General features: G+C 66.5%; 12 protein-coding genes. 8 read left to right on the forward strand and 4 right to left on the reverse strand.

What is annotated here, in order from left to right; translation table 11 throughout:
- Positions 1-169 precede the first annotated feature (169 nt).
- The 5 genes from SPI01S_RS01630 (at position 170) to SPI01S_RS22075 (ending at position 7,157) form a co-directional block, all read left to right on the forward strand.
- Positions 170-1,249, forward strand: coding sequence for a hypothetical protein (locus tag SPI01S_RS01630; RefSeq protein WP_218017568.1), 1,080 nt, complete (start codon positions 170-172; stop codon positions 1,247-1,249).
- Between the two features lie 152 nt (positions 1,250-1,401).
- Positions 1,402-4,125, forward strand: coding sequence for a TonB-dependent receptor (locus SPI01S_RS01635; RefSeq protein WP_066717078.1), 2,724 nt, complete (start codon positions 1,402-1,404; stop codon positions 4,123-4,125).
- Positions 4,126-4,234: 109 nt separating this feature from the next.
- A complete protein-coding gene (locus SPI01S_RS01640) occupies positions 4,235-5,599 on the forward strand; it encodes an MFS transporter (RefSeq protein ID WP_066717081.1) in 1,365 nt (454 codons plus the stop codon).
- A 218-nt stretch (positions 5,600-5,817) separates the two neighbouring features.
- Complete coding sequence (locus tag SPI01S_RS01645) at positions 5,818-6,510, forward strand: VIT1/CCC1 transporter family protein (protein WP_066717083.1); 693 nt, start codon at positions 5,818-5,820, stop codon at positions 6,508-6,510.
- 65 nt (positions 6,511-6,575) lie between these two features.
- Positions 6,576-7,157, forward strand: a complete 582-nt coding sequence (locus SPI01S_RS22075; protein WP_157084513.1) for a hypothetical protein — start codon at positions 6,576-6,578, stop codon at positions 7,155-7,157.
- A 149-nt stretch (positions 7,158-7,306) separates the two neighbouring features.
- Here SPI01S_RS22075 and SPI01S_RS01650 read toward each other — a convergent pair whose 3' ends face one another.
- The gene (locus tag SPI01S_RS01650; protein WP_066717660.1) at positions 7,307-8,803 is read right to left on the reverse strand and encodes a replicative DNA helicase; all 1,497 of its coding nucleotides are present in this window, start codon (positions 8,801-8,803) and stop codon (positions 7,307-7,309) included.
- Positions 8,804-8,885: 82 nt separating this feature from the next.
- On the opposite strand from SPI01S_RS01650, the gene SPI01S_RS01655 reads away from it, so the two are divergent.
- The 3 genes from SPI01S_RS01655 (at position 8,886) to dcd (ending at position 10,566) form a co-directional block, all read left to right on the forward strand.
- Complete coding sequence (locus SPI01S_RS01655; protein ID WP_066717085.1) at positions 8,886-9,368, forward strand: UPF0262 family protein; 483 nt, start codon at positions 8,886-8,888, stop codon at positions 9,366-9,368.
- A gap of 5 nt (positions 9,369-9,373) precedes the next feature.
- Positions 9,374-9,823 (forward strand): cytidine deaminase, encoded by a 450-nt coding sequence (locus tag SPI01S_RS01660; RefSeq protein ID WP_066717663.1) that lies wholly within the window; start codon positions 9,374-9,376, stop codon positions 9,821-9,823.
- Positions 9,824-10,011: 188 nt separating this feature from the next.
- On the forward strand, positions 10,012-10,566 hold the full coding sequence (dcd, locus tag SPI01S_RS01665) for a dCTP deaminase (RefSeq protein ID WP_066717087.1): 555 nt from the start codon (positions 10,012-10,014) through the stop codon (positions 10,564-10,566).
- A 48-nt stretch (positions 10,567-10,614) separates the two neighbouring features.
- On the opposite strand, the gene SPI01S_RS01670 is transcribed toward dcd, so the two are convergent.
- The 3 genes from SPI01S_RS01670 to SPI01S_RS01680 form a co-directional block, all read right to left on the reverse strand.
- Positions 10,615-11,640, reverse strand: a complete 1,026-nt coding sequence (locus SPI01S_RS01670) for an aspartate-semialdehyde dehydrogenase (RefSeq protein WP_066717090.1) — start codon at positions 11,638-11,640, stop codon at positions 10,615-10,617.
- 224 nt (positions 11,641-11,864) lie between these two features.
- The gene (locus tag SPI01S_RS01675) at positions 11,865-13,214 is read right to left on the reverse strand and encodes a DUF418 domain-containing protein (protein ID WP_066717093.1); all 1,350 of its coding nucleotides are present in this window, start codon (positions 13,212-13,214) and stop codon (positions 11,865-11,867) included.
- 74 nt (positions 13,215-13,288) lie between these two features.
- On the reverse strand, positions 13,289-15,151 hold the full coding sequence (locus SPI01S_RS01680; RefSeq protein ID WP_245653431.1) for a methyl-accepting chemotaxis protein: 1,863 nt from the start codon (positions 15,149-15,151) through the stop codon (positions 13,289-13,291).
- Positions 15,152-15,219: the final 68 nt, after the last annotated feature.

Raw genomic sequence — 15,219 nt, forward strand, 5'->3', positions numbered from 1 at the left:
TGCGCGATGCATGCCCCGAACATTGCAGGAACGCGCGATCATCGGCTGAATCCCTAACCGGCGTGCCGGTTGCGGTGGCCTCGTCCTCGGCGGTGCGCGTCGGAAAGATGCTGGAGGGGGTGCGATGCACATCTGCGGACCGAAAGCGCCCGAGCAGTCCCGGCCCCCGTTGGCCGCGACGCCGGATCGGGCGGGATGTGCAAGCGAGGCGGCCACGCGCCTCCACGCTCGCTCCTGCGACCCCGCCCTGTCCGCAGCACCGTGCAGCCCTGCACCGCGCGAGCGGATCGCACGGCGCGCGGTCGCCGAATTGCTCGAGGGCGGCGCGCGTCCGATCGAAGAAGCGCCGCATCGCGGCCTCGGCGGGGATGCGTTGCCGGTCGCGACGATGCGGGCCGATGCTGGGGGCCTGTTTGTCGACACCATGATCGCGGACGCTCTGCTCGACGCCGGGGTGGAGCCCCAACATCCGCGGATCGCTCGTACGATCCACGCCATCTTGCAGCGCTACCCGGCAGAGGACACGGCGCGGGCCGGCGTTGCAACCCGTCTGCGCGATGCGCCTGATGACGTGGCGGCACTCGCGCAGGCCCTGCTCCTGCTCGCCCGGCTCGGCAGGCGCGACCTGATCGTCGCCCATTGCACACCGCCGCTGGCGATACTGCTCGCCTATGCCGAGGCAGACGGCGCGATCCCCGCCTGGGCCTTGCCCGACGATGCGTCGCCCGAAGCGGTGGAGGCAATCGCAAGCCTCGTCTACGGGCTGGCGCGCTGGGATGCGCGGCGCTTTCTCGGGATGGTCGTGGCGGGTGCCCGCTGGGTGGCCGAACGGCAGCAGCCGGACGGACGCTGGGCCGGGGGCGACGGCCTTTACGGCAGCTGGCAGGCATTGCGGCTGCTCGGGGCGGTAATGCCCAACCATCCGGCCGTGGCCCGCGCCGCCGGCTTCCTGCACGACAGCCGCCGGGCAGATGGCGGCTGGGGCGTGGACGGCAGCGATCCGCTTACCACGGCGTTGGCGGCGCTCGCGCTGGTCGCGACCCGCACCGCGATTCCCGAAGGCCTGCCCGAGCAGGTCCGCGCACTGCTCGCACCCGGCAGGTCCGGCTGGCCGGCAAGCGCATTCCCGCGCCCCGCACGGGCAGCTTTAGGAACACCGGCACGTGTCGACCCGGGCAGCCCCGCGGTTACGGCACTGTTCGCACTGAAGGCCAGCGAGGCGCTCGCGGCCGATACTCCGCGCCGCTGATCCGGATCCCGGCCTGCCGGCCGGGTAGCGTACGCGCGTGTAATAAGCCCCCCCGTCGAAAACCCGAGGAGACGTTCACCGAAATTTATGGCTCTTTCGGCAAATCAGGCAATCAAACCAAAGCAAAAGCTTGGGAAAAGAGAGGAGCCGACATGTCGAAATGTGCGTTCTTGCTGTCCGCCGGGGTTTTCGCACTTGCCACACCGGCCGCGGCGCAGGATCTGCGCGGCTCGGCGGCCAACACGCCTGCCGAAGCCGAGGAATCGCCCAACACGGCCGACATCGTCGTGACGGCAACGCGCCGTTCCGAACGCCTTTCGAACGTTCCGATCGCGGTTTCGGCGTTCGGCCAGGCTGCCCTCCAGAATTCGGGCGCAACCGATATTCGCCAGATGACGCAGATCGCGCCGTCGCTCCTGGTCTCGTCCACCGGCTCGGAGGCCAATGCCTCGGCGCGGGTGCGCGGCATCGGCACGGTCGGCGACAATCCCGGCCTCGAAAGCTCGGTCGCGGTGTTCATCGACGGCATCTATCGCAGCCGCACCGGATCCGGCCTCAACGACATGGGCGAGATCGAGCGGATCGAGGTGCTGCGCGGGCCGCAGGGCACCCTGTCCGGCCGCAACTCCTCGGCCGGCGCGATCAGCATCTACACCAAGCTGCCCGAGTTCAAGTTCGGCGGGTTTGCCGAGGCGACCTATGGCAATTTCAACGCCGTGCGCCTGTCAGGCGCGCTGACCGGCCCGGTGGTGAAGGACCTCGTCGCCTTCCGCATCGACGGCGTCTATTCGAAGCGCGACGGCTATCTGCACGACGTCGTCAACAACACCGATTACAACGACCGCAACCGCTATTTCGTCCGCGGCCAGCTGCTGTTCACGGTCAATCCCGATCTCGGCATCCGCCTGATCGCCGACTATACCCACCGCAACGAGAAATGCTGCGGCGCCGTCTATATGGACACGCGCGAGAAGCTGGATCCCACGCCCGGCGTGCCCGGTGACTTCGCGATCAACCCGGCAGGCAACCGCATCACCGCGATCCTGCGCAGCATGGGCGGCGTGCTGCCGAGCGAGAACGCGCCCTATAACCGCCAGATCGCGCTCACGCCCGGCCGCGCCTATGCCAATCTCACCACCGATTACGGCATCTCGGCACGCGTGCGATGGAACCTCGGCGCAACCCAGCTGACCTCGCTTACCGCCTATCGCGAGTACAAGTCGGCGGGTGCCGGCGACATCGACTATGGCAATGTCGACATCGCCTATCGCCCCAACGACGGCAACGCGTACCGCCAGTTCCACACCTTCAGCCACGAAAGCCGCTTCTCGGGCACGATCCTGGGCGACAAGCTCGACTGGCTGGTCGGCGGCTATTACGCGCATGAGAAGCTGCGCGTGGCCGACAATTTGCGCTTCGGCACGCAGTATGGCGCGTTCGCCGCGTGCCGCATGGTGGCGACGATCAACCCCGCGGCAGCGCTGCGCGACCCCAGCCGCCCCGGCTGCCTCAGTGCCGCCGGCCGCGCCGTGCTCACCCCGGCGGTGGGCCCGCAGATCATCGGCGGCATCGACCGGCTGAGCACGCTCAACGACCGGGGCTCGACGCTCGACCTGTACGACCAGACCAGCGAGAACTGGGCCTTCTTCACCCACAATATCTACAAGCTGACCAAGTCGCTCAGCTTCACGCTCGGCGCGCGCTACACGCACGAGAGCAAGTCGCTGCAGGCGGCGTTCAACAACAACAACACCGTGTGCCCCGCACAGCAGGCGGCGATGGCGCCGCTGCTCGCCAGCACCAACGCCACGCTGCAATCGCTGGCCGGCGGCATCGTCACGCTGACCTGCACCGGCAACTCGACCTCGGCGCTGACCGGGGTGCCCTTCTCCGACAAGTTCAAGGAAGGCCAGCTTACCGGCACCGCGGTGCTCTCGTGGAAGCCGGCCGAGAGCACGCTCTTCTATGCCTCGTACGCGCGCGGCTACAAGGCGGGCGGCTACAATCTCGATCGCTCGGACCTGTCGACGACGGTGTTCGCCACCCCCCGCCAGTCGGCGGTCAACAACCTGCGCTTCGACCCCGAGACGGTGAATGCCTTCGAACTGGGCGCGAAGTACAGCTCCCGGCACGTCACCGCCAACGTGGCGCTGTACCGCTCGGAATTCACCAACTTCCAGCTCAACACCTTCAACGGCACCAGCTACATCGTCCAGAACATCGGCGGCTGCAGCACCGCGCTGAACGGCGCCGACCGCGACAACAGCACCGCGACGGGCGCCTGCACCGGCAGCGTCGGCAAGGGCGTGGTGACGCAGGGCGTCGAGCTCGAGCTCGGCTTCTACCCCACCTCCAACTTCACGGTGAACCTCGGCTACACGCTGGCCGACGCCAAGTACCAGCACGACCTGGTCGGCTCCAGGGCGGGCGAGCCGCTCAATTCGGCACTGTTCCTGCTCCCCGGCAGCCAGATGTCGAATGCGCCGCGCAACACCGTCACCAGTGCGGTCACCTGGACGCCGTCGATCGGCAGCGACGGGATGACCGGCCTGCTCTATGTCGATGGCCGCATGACCAGCGACTACAACACCGGGTCGGACCTGTTCGTCGAGAAGCTGCAGGACGGGTTCGTCACGATGAACGCCCGTATCGGCGTGCGCGGGCCGGACGAGAAATGGGCGGTGGAGCTGTGGGCACAGAACCTGCTCGATACCGACTATCAGCAGGTCGCGTTCAACCTGCCCTTCCAGGGCGCGGGCAGCCGTTCGCAGGTCCAGGCATTCGGGGCGCCGAGCTTTGCGGCCGGGAACGCGATGTTCGGATCGTTCCTCGCCGAGCCGCGCACCTATGGCCTGACGCTGCGCACGCGGTTCTGACCCTCCGCTGATCCTCCCCCGCCAGGGGGAGGATACTACCCTGCCGACACCCGCTGGCCCTCCCTCCCCGCCCCCGCTACAGCGGCGCGATGCAGAGCCTCCCCCGCCGATGAGCGACACCGCCCCGTCCGCCCCCCGCCATGGCGGCTGGATCATCGCGGCGTGCATGTGCGCCTCCAGCCTCGCGTTTCTCGACGGATCGGTGACCAACGTCGCGCTGCCCACCATCGGCAAGACCCTTGCCGCCGATCCGGCGACCCTGCCCTGGATCATCAACGCCTATCTCCTCCCGCTTTCCGCGCTGCTGCTGTTCGGGGGTGCTACCGGCGACTATTTCGGCCGACGCCGGATGCTGATCCTCGGCGTCGTCGTCTTCGCGATCGCCTCGCTCGGCTGCGCGCTGTCGAAGGGCACCGACCTGCTGCTCGCCTCGCGCGCGTTGCAGGGGATCGGTGCGGCGATCCTGATGCCCAACAGCCTCGGCCTGCTCGGCAGCAGCTTCCACGGCGAGGCGCGCGGACGGGCGATCGGCACCTGGGCCTCGGCCGGCGCGATCGCCTCCGCCGTCGGCCCGCCGCTCGGCGGCTGGCTGGTCGACGCGGTCGGCTGGCGCGCGATCTTCTACCTGAACCTGCCCGTCGCAGCCGCCGCGATCGCCATCGCCTGGCGCTATGTGCCCGAAAGCCCGCGCGGCAAGGGCGGGCTCGACTGGCTGGGCGCGGCCCTCGCCACCGCCGGGCTGGGAAGCCTGACCTGGGCGCTGACCCTCTGGTCGAGCAGCCATGCCGTCTCCACCGAGGCCGCGATCGGCCTGGTCGGCGGCGTCGCGCTGCTCGTGGGCTTCGTGCTCCACCAGCACCGGCTGGGCGAGCGCGCGATGATGCCGCTGGCGCTGTTCGGATCGCGGCCGTTCGTCGGCCTTACCGTGCTGACGCTGCTGCTCTACGGCGCGCTGGGCGGGCTGATCCTGCTGCTGCCCTATCTGCTGATCGTCGGCGGCGGCTATCCGCCGGCACAGGCGGGGCTCGCGCTGCTGCCCTTCTCGATCGTGATCGGCGTGTCGTCGCGCTTCGCCGGGCGGCTGGCGGCGCGGATCGGCGGGCGGCTGCCGCTGTCGATCGGGCCGATCGTCACCGGGCTGGGCTTCTGGCTGCTCTCCGGCGCCGATCCGCAGGGGAACTACTGGACGAGCATCCTGCCGGGGATGCTGGTGCTGTCGCTCGGCATGGCGGGCGCGGTGGCGCCGCTGACCACGGCGGTGCTCGCCTCGGTCGACGATCGCTTCACGGGCACCGCCTCGGGCTTCAACAGCGCGATCGCGCGGACCGGCGGGCTGGTCGCAACCGCGCTGGCCGGCGCGGTATTGTCGCAGACCGGCGCGGCGCTGGTCGGCGGGTTCCACGTAGCGGCGCTGGTGTGTTCGGGGCTTGCCGTCGCGGCGGGCGTGGTGGCGTTCCTGACGCTCAGGGATTGAGCCGAGGCCCCCGGCCCTCAGCCCTCAGCCGTCATCCCGGCGCAAGCCGGGATCCATTGGGGTCGCCGCCTCGGCTCTTGCTGCGCCCTAGTGGCGAATGGATCCCGGCTTTCGCCGGGATGACGATGGAGAGGGACGCCCCCGCCCCACGGGAACTCCCCCATTGCCCCGCGCGCGCCGCCGCCCCATCCTCCCGCCACCAACGCCGGAGGAACCCCATGCGACCGCACCGCGAACAGCATCTCGTCGCCCGGATCGGCTGGCTGCGCGCCGCCGTGCTGGGCGCGAACGACGGCATCGTCTCCACCGCCAGCCTGATCCTCGGCGTCGCCGCCTCGGGCGCCGGGCGGCCCGCGCTGCTGGTCGCGGGCGTGGCGGGGCTGGTGGCGGGGGCGATGTCGATGGCGGCGGGCGAATATGTCTCGGTCAGCTCGCAATCCGATACCGAACGCGCCGACCTCGCCCGCGAGCGGCAGGAACTCGCCACCACGCCCGAGGCAGAGCTGGCCGAGCTGACCGCCATCTATGTCGGCCGCGGCGTCGATCCCGCGACCGCGCGCACGGTAGCCGAGCAGATGATGGCGCATGACGCGCTGGAGGCCCATGCCCGCGACGAGTTGCACATCACCGAGATGACCACCGCCCGCCCGGTGGTCGCCGCGCTCACCTCTGCGGCGACCTTCACGGCGGGCGCGGCGCTGCCGCTGCTGCTGGCCGCGCTGCTGCCGATGCGCTGGATGGCAGCAGGCGAAGCGGCGGGATCGATCCTGTTCCTTGCCCTGCTCGGCGCGCTGGGCGCGATCACCGGCGGCGCGAAGCCGCTCAAGCCGGTGATACGGGTGGTGTTCTGGGGCGCGCTGGCGATGGCGCTGACCGCGGGGATCGGAAGGCTTGTGGGGACGAGTGTTTGATATCCTTACAGACATCGACGTTGAACGATTTATACCTCCTCGCACCTCTCAAGGAGAACTAAGAATTGTCGTGCAGCTTAGGTACCATTCACTGGTGCCAGTTCGACTGGCAATCCTTCTCGACGCTTACGACAGGGTTAGCCGCAGTGCTAGGAGCTTCGATCATCGGGCTTAAGCAAGCGGGCATAGCCAAGCGACAGGCAGACATATCTGAAAAGCAATCAGAAGTCTTGAGTCGACAGGTTGAACTCGAAGAATCAAAGCTGCGAGCAGATCTATTCCAAAGGCGCCTCGAAACTTTCGAAGTTACGACCGAATTTCTGATCCATATCACGGCTTTACCAGATTCCGACTTAGGCGCAGAGGAGCGCATAAGATCATTTGGAACAAAGATGCGTGAGAGCCAGTTTCTCTTCAGCGATCCTAAAGTTTATGAAAATCTAGTAGGCTTTTGGAACAAGGGAAACGCTGCTCGAGCGGATAGAGCGATCGCCATGGCTGCGCGAAGTGAGGGCCTCAAGCCAGATCCAGATCAGCTTAGAAGGTTGCTGGATTATCCAGCCTGGTCACTCAAGACTCTTGAGACCTTACCAGAGCTCTTCCGTGTGGACCTGTCGATTATGGTCCCGCCTCGAAACGAAGGCTAATGAAGCAGCCTGCTAAGCCCCTCCCCTTCAGGGGAGGGGTTGGGGGTGGGGCATGACCGGGAAACGAATCCCGCGCTCCAAGTGGTGTCCCCCACCCCAACCCCTCCCCTGAAGGGGAGGGGCTTGGCAGGCTGCTCCGCTAGTCCTTCTCAATACCCCTCCGGCGCCAGATCGCTGAACTTGGTGAACTGCCGGTCGAACCGCATATGCACCGAGCCCGTGGCACCATGGCGCTGCTTGGCGATGATCACCGTCGCCTTGTTCGCCACTTCCAGCTGCTTGGCCTGCCATTCCTCATAGGCCATGCGCTCCTCGGCGGTCTCGGTGCCGTCGGGGACCTTCGTCGGCGCCTTGAAGTCGTGATAATATTCGTCGCGATACACGAACAGCACGATGTCGGCGTCCTGCTCGATCGAGCCGGATTCGCGAAGGTCGGAGAGCTGCGGGCGCTTGTCCTCGCGGCTTTCCACCGCGCGGCTCAGCTGGGAGAGCGCCAGCACGGGCACGTGGAGTTCCTTGGCCAGCGTCTTCAGGCCGCGCGAAATCTCCGAGATTTCCTGCACGCGCCCGTCGCCCGAGGCCTTGGCCGAACCGGTGAGCAGCTGGAGATAGTCGACGATCACCATGCCGATCTTGTGCTGGCGCTTCAGCCGCCGCGCGCGGGTGCGAAGGGCCGCGATGGTGAGGCCCGGCGTATCGTCGATGAACAAGGGCAGCCGTTCCAGATCGCCCGCGGCGCGCGCGAACTTCTGGAACTCGGCGTTGCTCAGCTGGCCGGTACGCAGCTTTTCCGAGACGACCTCGGCCTGCTCGGACAGGATACGCATCGCCAGCTGGTCGGCCGACATTTCGAGGCTGAAGAACGCCACCGGCGCGCCGATCGACTTGTCCTCGGCGATCCCGGCGTCGAGATCGTCCATGTAGCGCTTGGCGGCGTTGAACGCGATGTTGGTGGCGAGCGAGGTCTTGCCCATGCCCGGTCGGCCGGCGAGGATCAGCAGATCCGATCGGTTGAAACCGCCGGTCGAGGCGTTGAGGTCGCTCAGCCCGGTGGTGATGCCCGAGATGCCGCCGCCCGAGTTCATCGCCTTTTCGGCCTGCTTCACCGCCAGCGTCGCGGCGCGGGTGAAGGACTTCACGCCCGCATCGGTATCGCCCTGCTCGGCGACCTGGTAGAGCTTGAGCTCGGCCTGCTCGATCTGCTTGGAGGGATTGATGTCCTGGCTGGTGTCGAGCGCGCCCTCCACCATGCCGCGGCCCACATCGACCAGCGCGCGCAGCTGGGCGAGATCGTAGATCTGGTCGGCGAAGGAGCGCGCGCCGATCAGGCTGGCCGGGTTGCCGGTCAGCTGGGCGAGATAGGCCGGGCCGCCCAGCTCCTTCATCGCCACGTCGTGGGCGAAGAGCGGGCGCAGCGTCACCGGGGTGGCGAGGCGGTTGTCGCCCACCAGCACCGTGATCTGCTCATAGATGCGGCCGTGCAGCGGCTCGAAGAAATGTTCGGGTCGCAGCTTCTGGAGCACGTCCTCGGCGACTCGGTTGTCGATCATCATCGCGCCGAGCAGGGCTGCTTCGGCTTCGACATTTTGCGGGAGACTCAGGCCCTCTTGGGGCTCGGGTGCAGGAAAGGGAATCGGCTGTGCCATGCGTTCCTCATCGGCCACTGCGGGGGGTACGGCAACCGGCATGGCTTGTGGAAAACGGGGAATGCTTCCAAAGCTGCGGCCTATGGCCGATCCGCGGATCATCGACGTGACCCTCGACGAGCGCACCATCCTGTGGCGCTCGGCCGATATCGAGCAGGAACGGCGGATCGCGATCTACGATCTGCTCGAGGACAATCACTTCGCCTCCCAGCGTGCGCATGCCGATGGCTATGCCGGGCCGTACAAGCTGCACCTCAGCGTGGAGGAAGGCCGGCTCGCGCTTTCGATCAAGCGCGCCGACGACAGCCTGCTGGAGACGATCGTGCTCGGCCTCGCCCGCTTCCGCCGGCCGATCCGCGACTATTTCGCGATCTGCGACAGCTATTACCAGGCGATCCGCGCATCGACGCCCGCGCAGATCGAGACGGTCGACATGGCCCGGCGCGGCATCCACAACGACAGCGCCGAGCTGCTCCGCACCGCGCTGGAGGGGAAGATCGATATCGATTTCGATACCGCGCGGCGGCTGTTCACGCTGATCTGCGTGCTTCACATCAAGGGATGAGTTTCATGACCACCGACACCCGCGCGCTGATCGCAGCCGCCCGCACCGCCGCGCGCCATGCGCACGCGCCCTATTCGAACTTCGGCGTCGGCGCGGCGGTGCTGCTGACCGACGGCACGGTGGTGACGGGCGCCAATTTCGAGAATGCCAGCTACGGCCTGTCGCTCTGCGCCGAGACGGTGGCGCTGGCGACGGTCTCGGCGCAGGGTCGCCTGCGCGACGTGGCGGAGATCGCGGTGATCGGCGGGCCGATCGGTCCGGACGGGGTGCCCACGGGCCTGACGCCGGTCAGCCCCTGCGGCCGCTGCCGGCAGGTGATCAACGAGGCAGCGCAGCTCGGCAAGCGCGACCTGCCCGTCCATTGCGGCGCGGCCGAGGGCGACGCGGTGGCAAGCTACCGCCTGTCCGAGCTGCTGCCGCACGCGTTCGGGCCGGGCGATCTGGGGATCGTTTGAAGGGGAGCCATCGCTCTTTAGGAAGCCGTCATCCCGGCGAAAGCCGGGATCCATTCGCCACTCGGCTGGAGAAAGGGCCGCGACGGAGACCTCAATGGATTTGGGCTTTCGCCGTAATGACGATGGGGGAGAGGTGCCGGCCGCCCCCAAACTTGACGCCGCGCCCCCTCCCCCGCACTACCCGCGCCATGTCCATTCTATCCGACCGCTGGATTCGCGAGCAGGCGCTCAACCACAACATGATCGAGCCCTTCGTCGAGAGCCAGCGGCGCGAGGGCTGCATCAGCTACGGCCTCTCCTCCTACGGCTATGACGCGCGGGTGGCGGACGAGTTCAAGATCTTCACCAATGTCGACAGCGCGGTGGTGGATCCGAAGAATTTCGACGCGAACAGCTTTGTCGATCGCAAGACCGATGTCTGCGTGATCCCGCCGAACAGCTTCGCGCTGGCCCGCACGGTGGAGTATTTCCGCGTGCCGCGCGACACGCTGGTGATCTGCCTCGGCAAGTCGACCTATGCGCGCTGCGGGATCATCGTGAACGTGACGCCGCTGGAACCCGAATGGGAAGGCCATGTGACGCTGGAGTTTTCCAACACCACGCCGCTGCCGGCCAAGATCTACGCCAACGAAGGCGCGTGCCAGTTCCTGTTCCTCAAGGGCGAACAGCCCTGCGAGACGAGCTATGCCGACCGCGCCGGCAAATATATGGGCCAGCGCGGGGTGACCCTGCCGCGGCTGTGAGAAAAGCATCTCCTCCCCCGGCTTCGCCGAGGGAGGAGATGCGAAAGATCACGCCTTCTGCAGGTGCCGGCGGCCGAGCAGCTCCGCGATCTGCACCGCGTTGAGCGCGGCGCCCTTGCGAAGGTTGTCGGACACGCACCACAGCGACAAGCCGTTCTCCACGGTCGAATCCTCGCGGACGCGGCTGACATAGGTGGCGTATTCGCCGACGCACTCGATCGGCGTGACGTAGCCGCCATCCTCGCGCTTATCGACCAGCATGATGCCCGGCGCCTCGCGCAGGATGTTCTGCGCTTCCTCGGCCGAGATCTCGTTCTCGAACTCGATGTTGATCGCTTCCGAATGGCCGACGAACACCGGCACGCGCACGCAGGTCGCGCTGACCTTGACCTTGGGATCGAGGATCTTCTTGGTCTCGGCGACCATCTTGAACTCTTCCTTGGTCGAGCCGTCGTCGAGGAAGCTGTCGATGTGCGGGATCACGTTGAAGGCGATCTGCTTGGTGAACTTGGACGGCTCGACCTGGTCGCCGACGAAGATCGCGCGGCTCTGGTTGAACAGCTCGTCCATGCCCGCCTTCCCGGCGCCCGACACCGACTGGTAGGTCGCGACCACCACGCGCTTGATCTTCGCGGCGTCGTGCAGCGGCTTCAGCGCCACCACCATCTGCGCGGTCGAGCAGTTCGGGTTGGCGATGATGTTGCGGACCTTGTAGCCGTCGATCGCCTCCGGGTTCACTTCCGGCACGATCAGCGGCACGTCCGGGTCCATGCGGTAGAGCGAGGCATTGTCGATCACCGTGCAGCCGGCGGCGGCGAACTTCGGCGCGTACTTCGCGCTGCCTTCGGAGCCGATCGCGAACAGCGCCATGTCCCAGCCGGTGGGATCGAAATGCTCGATGTTCTGGACCTTGTACTGTTTGCCGGTCTCGCCGAAGTCGACCATGTCGCCGGTCGAGCGCGACGACGCCAGCACGGCGAGATCGTCGATCGGGAATTCCCGCTCGGCCAGGATGTTGAGCATTTCGCGACCGACATTGCCGGTGGCGCCTGCGACGACGACACGGTAGCCCATTTGTACCTCTTTCCTCCGAACGCCGACGTGAAGCGGCGTGCGTGCTCTTTAGTGGGGATGGAAGATGGAATGCACCAGCATTCCGCTGCTTCGCTGCACAAGCGCAGCTATCGCGCCCGGATTACGGGCGCGGGGTAATTCGCGTGGATTTGGCGCGTTTTCGAAGCATCGCGGCCGCCACTAGCAGAAACAAAGCTGCGTGGCGAGCCTCTTTTTGCGCAACTTCATGCCGCAGCCCATCCTGGCTCCGGCCCTGCCCCACGGCGCCGTCGGAACGGCTGCCACTGCACATAGGCGAGCGAACGCCACGCCCATTCCATCGGTCCCATCGCAAACGCCCGCAGCCACAGATTCGCGACGATCACCTCGAACACCAGCACCGCCAGCACGATGCCATACAGTCCGCTCCAGCTGAGCTTGCCCCAAAGCCCCGGTCCCCAGGGCGCGAACAGGATGTAGATGGCGATGAACTGCTGGAGGAAATAGAGCGAGAAGGCCGTGCGCCCCGCGGCCTTGAACGGCGCGAGCACCGCCTGCCCCACCCCGCTGCGCACCATCAGGTTGACCAGCGCGACATGCCCGATCGAGACCAGGATCCGCGCCGGCTCCTGCGTGATCCAGTAGCTGTGGACGATCGGCACGGGCGACAGGGCCTCATGCGCGCCGATGGCGCGTGCGATCAGGCCGGGCACATAGCAGCCCAGCAGCAGGATCACGTAGAAGCGCGTGCTGCGTCCGCCCTGCACCACCCGCCACTTCCACAGCGCGATACCCACCAGCATCATGCAAAAGGCCTCCGCGATACTGAGCCCGATCTGCGGCGCCATGAACTCGAAGTAGAATCCGATATACATGCCGGCATAGGCAAGGAAGCTGCCGCTATGGCCCTGCTTTTCCATCTCGCGGACCTTCTTCACCTCGGCGCCGCCGGTCGCGCGGCGTTCCAGCAGCTTTTGCCAATCCTTCTGCTTGGCCTGCTCGTCCTTCGTCAGCGGCTGGTGCGCGGCGACCTTCTTCTCGATCACCGGAACCGCGGCTACCAGTTCGGCCCGATCGAGATAGATCGGCACGCCGCTCACCGCCATGCCGAGCGCGAACAGCGATCCCAGCGCGAGCAATAGGCGCGGGCCCAGCAGCCGGAACGGAAAGAGGAACAGCGCCGCTAGCGCATAGATGTGGAGGATGTCGCCGGTCCACAGGAACACGAAGATGTCGAGCAGCCCGAACCCCAGCAGCCACAGGTTGCGCCGCCAATACAGGTCCGCAACGGCAACGGGTCCGTCCGGCCGCATCGCGCGCGATGCCAGCACCATCAGGCCGCAGCCGAACAGAATCTCCAGCACACCGCGCTGGGTGCCTTCCAGTGCAACCTGAACAATGGCCCAGCTCCATTGGTCCAGCGGCGCCCAGCCGATCATTTGCATGCGGTTGAACATCACCACGGTCGTCTGACCTTCGAACGGTATGTTCATGAAAAAAATGCCGAGAATGGCGAGACCACGCAAGATGTCGAGAATGTCGATCCGCGCCTTGCTTTGTACCGGCGCAAGTTGCGCCGCTGCTTCCAATGCCATGGCTCGCCCCCGTCGTAAGACGAAGGCGAGCCTATAGTTTGGTTAATGCCACGTCGAGTCGGAAGAATCGGGCCTCAGAAGCTGGCCCATTCCTCGACTTCGGCACTGGTCTGGCGCACGGCGGTAACGGTGGCGACGTGCGGCGCGTTCGACGCGACCGGCAACGCATGGACCTTCGACCGGGCCGGCTTGCGGTGGCTGCGGTCGCCGGCGTTGAAACGCGAGGCCTGCTCGGTCAGCGCGTTGACTTCCGAGCTCAGGTTGCGCGCGGCGGCCGAGGTCTCTTCCACCATTGCCGCATTCTGCTGGGTCGTCTGGTCGATGCTGTTCACCGCCGTCGCCACCTGGGTAACCGCGGTCGCCTGGACCTGGTTATCCCGGGCCATCGTCTCGAGCAGCGAATGGACCTCGTTGACGTCGCCGACGATCGCGCCGAGCGCGCTGTCGACGCGGCGAACCATGTCGACCGCGGCGTTGATGTCGGTCTGCGTCGCGGTCAGCTGGTCGCGGGCGCGGCCCGCTTCCTCTTCGGCGCGCATTGCCAGGGCCGAAACGAGGTCGGCGACGACCGCAAAGCCGCGGCCCGCCTCACCCGCACGGCCGGCCTCGACCGCCGCGTTCATCGCGAGAACGCGGGTCTGGAAGGCGATCTTGTCGAGGCCTTCGATCACGTTGTCGATGCCCTTGGCGCTTTCGGACACGCGGGTCATCGCCTGCATCGCCTCGTCCGCGACGCTGCGGCCCGAATCCACGACGCCGATGGCGCCGGTCGCGCGCTCGACGGTCTTAACCGAGGCGGTAGCGGTCGCCTTGATCCGCTGATCCATCTGGCTGACGGCGGCCGAGGTTTCTTCCAGGCTGGCGGCGGCGCCTTCGGTGCGGCGGGCAAGATCCTCGCTGGCCTGCGCGATCTCGGCCGAGCCGGTCGAGATCGTCTCGGCGCTCTCGATCACCGCGGTGATCAGTTCGCGCAGCGAGTTGACGGCGGCGTTGAAGTTCTGCTTAAGCCCTTCATATTCGGGGTCGAAGCGCGTTTCAATCGACGCGGTCAGGTCGCCGCTGGCGAGCTTGCCGAGGCGATCCTCGAGCGTCTCGACGACGATCTGCTGCGCTGCATCGGCACGCTTCTTGGCCTCGGCCAGCTCTTCCTGGCGCATCGCGGCTTCCTTGAAGACGAGCACCGACTTGGCCATCGCGCCGACTTCGTCGCCGCGCTGGGTGCCGGGCACCTCGACATGGTTGTTGCCGCTCGCAAGGCCCCGCATCGAGTCCTGCAGCCGTTCCAGCGGACCGGAGATCTGAGAACGCGTTACGAAGACGGCCAGGCCCATGGCGCCGACGATCGCGATCACGGCAATGCCCAGAAGCATCCAAACCGAGCTGGCGACGGTGGCGCTCATGGAATCGGACTGCGCCTTGCCGTCCGCGACGCGGCGATCATTGTACGCCCGCGTTTTTTTGGTAAGCGCTTCCGCAATGCCGTCGGCCTTTGCGAGTTGCACCTGCGCCGCCGCGTTGTTGTTGGCAAGGCCCATCTCGACGGCCGGCAAGAGCACCGACTGCAGCTCGTCCAGCACTGCTTCGATCGCCTGAACTTCGGCGGCTGCATCCTTTTCGGTGGCGGCCACTTCGTCCAGATATTGCTTGGCCTGCTTGTACGCGTCGAGCTCGTCCGCTGCCGCCTTCTTGGCCTGCGACGAGGCGCCGTCATAGGCGAGCGTCTTGTAGCCGCTGTACATCATCGCGAAGCCGAGGCGGTTCACCCGGATCAGCTTTGCGGTGTCCGGCATCTTCACGTCGGTCAATTGCGAATAACCGTCGTCGATCGACCGCATGACGCGCCCGCCATACCAGGCGACGCCCAAAGTCACGATGCCAAGTAGACCCAGCATCATCATGATCTTGAACTGAATTTTGAGATTGGCCAGGATTTGCACGCTCAGTTCCTCCTAGGCGCCCCAGGAGGGGCGCAGATCTCCCATCCGCGCATTATAGAAGAAGGGGC

Origin of the sequence: Sphingomonas pituitosa NBRC 102491 (genome assembly GCF_001598435.1) — a bacterium.
Classification (GTDB): domain Bacteria; phylum Pseudomonadota; class Alphaproteobacteria; order Sphingomonadales; family Sphingomonadaceae; genus Sphingomonas; species Sphingomonas pituitosa.

Coding starts and splice junctions, on each gene's coding strand:
- SPI01S_RS01655 (WP_066717085.1), top strand. CDS start 8,886: ATGGCCGATCCGCGGATCATCGACGTGACCCTCGACGAGCGCACCATC.
- SPI01S_RS01670 (WP_066717090.1), bottom strand. CDS start 11,640: ATGGGCTACCGTGTCGTCGTCGCAGGCGCCACCGGCAATGTCGGTCGC.
- SPI01S_RS01660 (WP_066717663.1), top strand. CDS start 9,374: ATGACCACCGACACCCGCGCGCTGATCGCAGCCGCCCGCACCGCCGCG.
- dcd (WP_066717087.1), top strand. CDS start 10,012: ATGTCCATTCTATCCGACCGCTGGATTCGCGAGCAGGCGCTCAACCAC.
- SPI01S_RS01635 (WP_066717078.1), top strand. CDS start 1,402: ATGTCGAAATGTGCGTTCTTGCTGTCCGCCGGGGTTTTCGCACTTGCC.
- SPI01S_RS01640 (WP_066717081.1), top strand. CDS start 4,235: ATGAGCGACACCGCCCCGTCCGCCCCCCGCCATGGCGGCTGGATCATC.
- SPI01S_RS01645 (WP_066717083.1), top strand. CDS start 5,818: ATGCGACCGCACCGCGAACAGCATCTCGTCGCCCGGATCGGCTGGCTG.
- SPI01S_RS01675 (WP_066717093.1), bottom strand. CDS start 13,214: ATGGCATTGGAAGCAGCGGCGCAACTTGCGCCGGTACAAAGCAAGGCG.
- SPI01S_RS01650 (WP_066717660.1), bottom strand. CDS start 8,803: ATGGCACAGCCGATTCCCTTTCCTGCACCCGAGCCCCAAGAGGGCCTG.